Here is a 5692-nt window from a genome sequence, read left to right as displayed (position 1 = left end):
CCTAGAGAAACGGCTCTCAGGCGCCCTCACCCATGTCCGCCCAGGTCAGACCCCAGATTCGTGACTCTAGGCCGCTGAATTACGCGGAACGCAGGACACCGGGTGACTCCAAATCAGTACGGGGCAGGGGGAGATGGGGCGGCACGGCGGGTGCCGCCCCGGCCGGACATCCTGCCGACCGGCCCGGGCGGAGGTCCAACCGCGTTCACCCGAACCGGGTAACGGCCGTCGGGCCCCATCGTCACGGGCCGGGTGGGGCGGGGGTGCTCCGCGTACCGGCCTTTCGCCCGTCGAACGGCCGAGCCAAGTCGACGGCGCGGCGCGGCATTTGATCCCGGCACACGGCGATCCCGGACGGCGCCGACCCGGCGCGGCGGGGTGAGACGGAGAGCGGCAGGGGGCGAGACGGGGCGCGCAGCGGTCGCATCCGGCGCACGACGGCGGCCCTGTGGCGCACATCGGGTGTACAAGTGCGGGCCGATGGGCCACCATCAGGTTGCGCGAAGGGGATGTACCGGGCGGAGCACTGTGCCAAGGTCGGTCCATGCCCGACCACTCGTCGGCCGATCCGGCCGGAAACCGTCCGCGTGTCCTGCATCTGATCAGCGACTCACGCCGTGGCGGCGCACAGAACTTCGCCCGTGACCTCCACCGGGAACTGGGTCGTCGGGGGCAGTCCTCCGAACTGTGCGCCCTCGCCCCGCACCCGGCCAACCACGTCTGCCCCGCCGGGGCGGGCCGGGATTCCGGAGGCCGGGATTCCGGGCACCGGGATCGCGCGGGCCGGGGCTCCGGGGGCCAGGACTCCGCGGGCCGGGGCGCGGAGTCCGCCGATCCGGCCCCTGGGTCCGCGGACTCGGCCGCCGCCGACTGCTCCGCCGCCGCCGCGCTGCGCTCCGCCGCCGTGCTGGGCCCCGGCCGACTGCACCCGAGCACCCTGCGGGCGCTGCGCGCCGCCGCGCGCGCCGCCGACGTGGTGCTCGCCCACGGCTCGGACACCCTGGCCGCCTGCGCCCTCGCGCTGGCCGGAACCCGTACGCCCTTCGTCTACGTCTCGGTCGGCCACCCGCGCTACTGGACCGCCAACCGGCTGCGCCGGGTGCGCGGCGGCGCGCTGATGCACCGCGCGGCCGCCGTCACCACCCTGACCGACGAGGCGCGCGCCGTCCTGGAGGAGCAGTTCCGGCTGCCCGAGGGCAAAGTGCACGTGATCCACAACTCCCGTGCCGCCGAGAGCTATCCGCCCGCCGACGGTCGGGACGACCGGCGCGCCGCGCGACACGCGCTGGGCCTGCCGGCCGACGTGCTGCTGGTCGCCTGGATCGGGGCGATAGCTCCGGAGAAGCGGCTCGACCTCGCCCTCGACGTGCTCGACCGGCTGCCCGACGTCCGCCTTGCCGTCGCCGGGGACGGACCGCTGCGCGAGACGCTGGCCCGCCACCCGGCCGCCGCCCGCGCCCACTTCCTCGGCCCGCTGCCCGACCCGGCCCCGCTCTACCGGGCCGCCGACGCGCTGCTGCTGACCAGCGACAGCGAGGGCGTGCCCGGTGCCCTGATCGAGGCGGCGCTGGCCGGGGTACCCGCCGTGGCCACCGATGTCGGCTGGGTGCGCGAGGTGGTCCGGGACGGGGCGACCGGCGCGCTGGTCGCCCCCGGGGACCCGCTCGCCCTCGCCGAGGCGCTGGGCAAGGTGCTGGCGGTCAACCGGGCGGGTCTCGGCGCGGCGGCCCGGGCGCACGCGCTGGAACACTTCGAGCTGGGCGCCGTCGTGGACGCCTGGCAGCAACTGGTCGCCGAGGTGTGGACAGCGGGACCGGAAGGCACCCGCTGACCAGTGCCGCCACCTTGCCCCGCCGGGTGGCCCGCCCCGTCAACGGGCGTGGCGCGGGTGCGCCGTTCGGGCGAATCCGGCGCGGCCCGTACCGCGGGAACCGGCCGGTAACGGGCCGCCGACAGCACACTGCCCGGTGTGATGAACTCGAAGTCGCTGCTGCGGTCCACCGTCCTGCTCGCCGTCGCCGTGGGGATCGCCGCGTCCCCCGTCCAGGCCGGCGCGATGACCCACCAATTCCCCCACAAGGGTGCCAAGTTCGTCAGGCTCGACCACCCGCAACCGGTCCGCGACAGCACCCGGACCGAGGCGGCCGAGTTCTTCTGGTACGACTGCGGCCACTCCCAGGCGCTCGAACAGCCCTTGCAGGCCTGGGCGGAGAAGCACCGCGCCGATGTCGTGCTGCGCCGCATCCCGGCCATCTGGCCCGGCAGTCGGGAGGAGGCCGTGCAACGCGGCCACGCCCGGCTGTACTTCACACTGGAGCGCCTCGGCCTGGTCGACCGTCTGCAGGCCGGCGCCTTCCGCGCCGTGCACAACGAGGGGCGCGACGTCACCAGCGAGGCCACCGCCACCGACTGGGCCGTGAGCCAGGGCGTCGACGCCGGGGCGTTCGGCCGGGCGTACCGCTCCGCCGAGGTGACGGGGTCGGTCGACGAGGCCGCAGCCGCCTTCACCCGTTACGGCGTCGCCGAGCTGCCGACGGTCGTCATCCAGGGCGAGTACCGGACCTCGCCGACCCAGGCCGGCGGCGTCGCGGCGATGCCCGAGGTGCTCGACCAGCTGGTGCAGAAGGAGCAGGCGAAGAACCGCCACTGAGCTCTCGCGCCGATTCCCTCGCGTCGACTTCCTCGCGTCGACTTCCTCGGGCCGAACCGGAAGTGGCCGGTCACCGCGGGGCGTTCACTCGCCTCGGTCGCGGCGCAGCAGGTAGGTGACGAAGCCGAGCGTCCCCCGGTAGCCGTGGAGCCACCCGGTGCGGTGCCGGTCCGCAGCCTCGCGGGCGGCCGCCGCACCGGGGTGGTCCGGGTGGTCCAGGGCCCACTCGGCCAGCGAGCCCGTCCAGGAGAACTCGTAGTCGTCCCACTCCTGTTCGGTGCTGACGTGCCCGAACAGCGGCGTCCAGCCGTCGGCCAGGACCCGGTCGGTGGTCGTCGCCAGATCCGCGAAGTCCTCCCGTTCCGCGCCCAGCCCGTCCAGTGCCGCCCGCGACGGTTCGCGCTGCCAGAACCCCTCGCCGACCAGCAACCTCCCGCCCGGGGCCAGGAGTTCGCGGGCCGCGGCGAGCGTCGGCAGCAGACCGTCGAACGCGTGGGTGGCGCCGACGCACAGCACCAGGTCGAAGCGCTCCTTCGAGGAGAACTCCCGGGCGTCCAGGTGGTGCAGGCCGATCCGGCGGACCACGCCGAGCGCGGTGGCGACCTCCCGGGCCCGGGTCAGCGCCGCCGCGTCCAGGTCCACGGCCACCGCCCGCCAGCCCGGTCCGGCGGCCAGCGCCCGGAGCAGCCAGGCACCCTCGCCGCAGCCGAGGTCCAGCGCCAGGCCCTGCTCCCTCCCGGCCATGGCGCGGTCCAGCAACCGGGCCACCGACTCGTCCGCCAGCGGAGCCGCGATCGGGTGACGGACGTGGGCGAGGCGGGAGATCTGCTGACGGTCCATTCGAGCAGTATGGATCGGGGCGGCCCGCCCCGCAGTGGGTTCCGTAGGGGTTCTCGGGAGGATCCCCGGGGGTTCCTCAGGCCCGGGAGTAGGTCCGGCCCTTCCACGCCGCGCCCCGGCCGCGCCAGTGCTGCACCGCCGAGTCCACCGTCATCAGCAGGTACAGCGCCGCGGTGAACGGCAGCAGCAGCACGGCCGCGGCAGGCTGCCCGTAGTACCGGACCATCGGCAGGTACGTGCCCGCCATCAGCGCCCACGCCGCCCCGCCCGCCGCGGCCACCACGGGTGCTCCCGCCACCAGCCCGGCCACCGTCGCCACCGGCGGCACCAGGTACACCAGGGCCAGCCCCGACACCGTCCCGAGCAGCAGCAGCGGCGAGTGCCTGAGCTGGGCGTACGCGCTGCGCGACACCATCCGCCACAACTGCTCCAGCCGCGGGTACGGGCGCACGCTGTCCACCTCGTCGGCCAGGCCGAGCCAGGTCCGGCCGCCGGTGGACTTCACCGCCCGGGCCAGCGACACGTCGTCGATCACCGCACCGCGGATCGCCGCCACCCCGCCCGCCCGCTCCAGCGCCTCGCGCCGCACCAGCGAGCAGCCGCCGGCCGCGGCCGCCGTCCGGGCGCCCGGACGGTTGCTCCGGCGGAACGGGTACAGCTGGGCGAAGAAGTACACGAAGGCCGGCACGATCAGCCGCTCCCAGCCGGTCTCCACCCGCAGCCGGGCCATCTGGGACACCAGGTCCAGCCCGTTGCTCTCGGCGGCGGCCACCAGCTCGGCCAGCGAATCCGGGCCGTGCGCGATGTCGGCGTCCGTCAGCAGCAGGTACTCGACGTCCGGACCGGCCAGGGCCACGCCGTGCCGCAGCGCCCACAGCTTGCCGGTCCAGCCCGGCGGCAGCGGGGGAGGGGAGGTGACGGTCAGCTCCAGGCCGTCGATCGTCCGCAGCTCCGCCGCGAGTGCGCCGGTGCCGTCCGAACTGTGGTCGTCGACGAGGATCACCCGGGCCCGCCCCGGGTACTTCTGCGCGAGCAGTGTCGGCAGGCTCACCGGGAGCACCGACGCCTCGTCCCGGGCCGGCACCACGATCGCCGCCTGCGGCCAGCGGACCGGCGGGCGGCGCGGCGGCAGCCGTACGTCCGTGCGCCAGAACGAACCGTGGCAGCACGCCAGCCAGAGCCAGACCAGCAGGGAGAACGCGGCGATCCACAGCAGGACGGTCACCCCGGCAGTCTGCCGCAGAACGGGGCCCGGCGGGCGGATCGACTAAAGTCTTGACCCGTGAAGATCGCACTGATGGACTCCGGAATCGGCCTGCTGGCCGCCGCCGCCGCCCTTCGGAAGCTGCGCCCGGACGTGGATCTGGTGCTCTCTTCCAACCCGGCCTCGATGCCGTGGGGGCCTCGTACACCGGAAGAGGTCACCGAGCTGGCCCTCGGCTGCTGCCGGGCCGCCGCCGCCCTCGAACCCGACGCGCTGGTGATCGCCTGCAACACCGCGTCCGTCCACGCGCTCGCCACCCTGCGGGACGAACTGGAGCCCGGGCTGCCGGTCATCGGTACCGTCCCGGCGATCAAGCCCGCCGCCGCGCAGGGCGGTCGGGTCGCCATCTGGGCCACCCCGGCCACCACCGGCAGCGCCTACCAGCGCGGGCTGATCCGCGACTTCGGCGGTTCGGCGGACATCACCGAGGTCGCCTGCCCGGGCCTCGCGGACGCGGTCGAGCACGGCGACGACGAGGCCGTCACGGCGGCCATCGCCGACGCCGCCTCCCGCACGCCGGCCGGTACCGACGTGATCGTGCTCGGCTGCACCCACTACGAGCTCGTCGACGACCGCATCCGCGCCGCCGTCGCCCCGACCGCCTCCCCGGCGCTCACCCTGTACGGCTCCGCCGACGCCGTCGCCGCCCAGGCCCTCCGCCGCGTCGCCGATCCCACCCGCACCGGCACCGGCACCCTCACCGTCCTCCACGCGGGCGCCCCCGCCACCCTCCCCCCGGCCGCCGCCCTCTACCCCCAGGGCAACACCCTCGCCACCCTCATCGGCTGACCCGCCACAGAAGCCGACCGGCCGGCACAGGAAGTCGGCCCGGCCGACTTCCCAGGGACTATCAGGATTCCGGTGTACGACACCCGTTTGGACTAGCTGTTGATCTTGTCGTCGGGTGTGGGCCGAGTGGCCTACGCCCGTCCGGCTGA

At 74.9% G+C, this 5692-nt stretch carries 5 protein-coding genes; 3 read left to right on the top strand and 2 right to left on the bottom strand.

The window, feature by feature from the left end:
* The first annotated feature begins 544 nt into the window (after positions 1-544).
* The gene (locus tag ACIQ87_RS40135) at positions 545-1831 is read left to right on the top strand and encodes a glycosyltransferase family 4 protein (protein ID WP_402417196.1); all 1287 of its coding nucleotides are present in this window, start codon (positions 545-547) and stop codon (positions 1829-1831) included.
* Between the two features lie 141 nt (positions 1832-1972).
* Positions 1973-2650 (top strand): thiol:disulfide interchange protein DsbA/DsbL, encoded by a 678-nt coding sequence (locus ACIQ87_RS40130; RefSeq protein WP_402417198.1) that lies wholly within the window; start codon positions 1973-1975, stop codon positions 2648-2650.
* Positions 2651-2734: 84 nt separating this feature from the next.
* Here the strand turns inward: ACIQ87_RS40130 and ACIQ87_RS40125 are convergent, their stop codons facing one another.
* Together ACIQ87_RS40125 and ACIQ87_RS40120 are read right to left on the bottom strand one after the other, a co-directional pair.
* Positions 2735-3490 carry an SAM-dependent methyltransferase gene (locus ACIQ87_RS40125; RefSeq protein ID WP_402417194.1) on the bottom strand — a complete coding sequence of 252 codons (756 nt, stop codon included), beginning with the start codon at positions 3488-3490 and terminating at the stop codon, positions 2735-2737.
* Positions 3491-3566: 76 nt separating this feature from the next.
* Entirely contained in the window at positions 3567-4715 is a 1149-nt protein-coding gene (locus tag ACIQ87_RS40120; RefSeq protein WP_402417192.1) for a glycosyltransferase, read from the bottom strand.
* Between the two features lie 57 nt (positions 4716-4772).
* On the opposite strand from ACIQ87_RS40120, the gene ACIQ87_RS40115 reads away from it, so the two are divergent.
* Positions 4773-5543 (top strand): glutamate racemase, encoded by a 771-nt coding sequence (locus tag ACIQ87_RS40115; protein WP_402417190.1) that lies wholly within the window; start codon positions 4773-4775, stop codon positions 5541-5543.
* Positions 5544-5692 lie beyond the last annotated feature (149 nt).

The organism is Kitasatospora sp. NPDC096204, assembly GCF_044763205.1.
In the GTDB taxonomy this organism is placed as follows: domain Bacteria; phylum Actinomycetota; class Actinomycetes; order Streptomycetales; family Streptomycetaceae; genus Kitasatospora.
The sequence above is the reverse complement of the archived record's forward strand: the minus strand, read 5'-3'. Positions and strand labels throughout refer to the sequence as shown.

Excerpts from the sequence above, each read along its gene's own strand:
- ACIQ87_RS40125 (WP_402417194.1), bottom strand. The coding sequence starts at position 3,490 with ATGGACCGTCAGCAGATCTCCCGCCTCGCCCACGTCCGTCACCCGATC.
- ACIQ87_RS40130 (WP_402417198.1), top strand. The coding sequence starts at position 1,973 with ATGAACTCGAAGTCGCTGCTGCGGTCCACCGTCCTGCTCGCCGTCGCC.
- ACIQ87_RS40135 (WP_402417196.1), top strand. The coding sequence starts at position 545 with ATGCCCGACCACTCGTCGGCCGATCCGGCCGGAAACCGTCCGCGTGTC.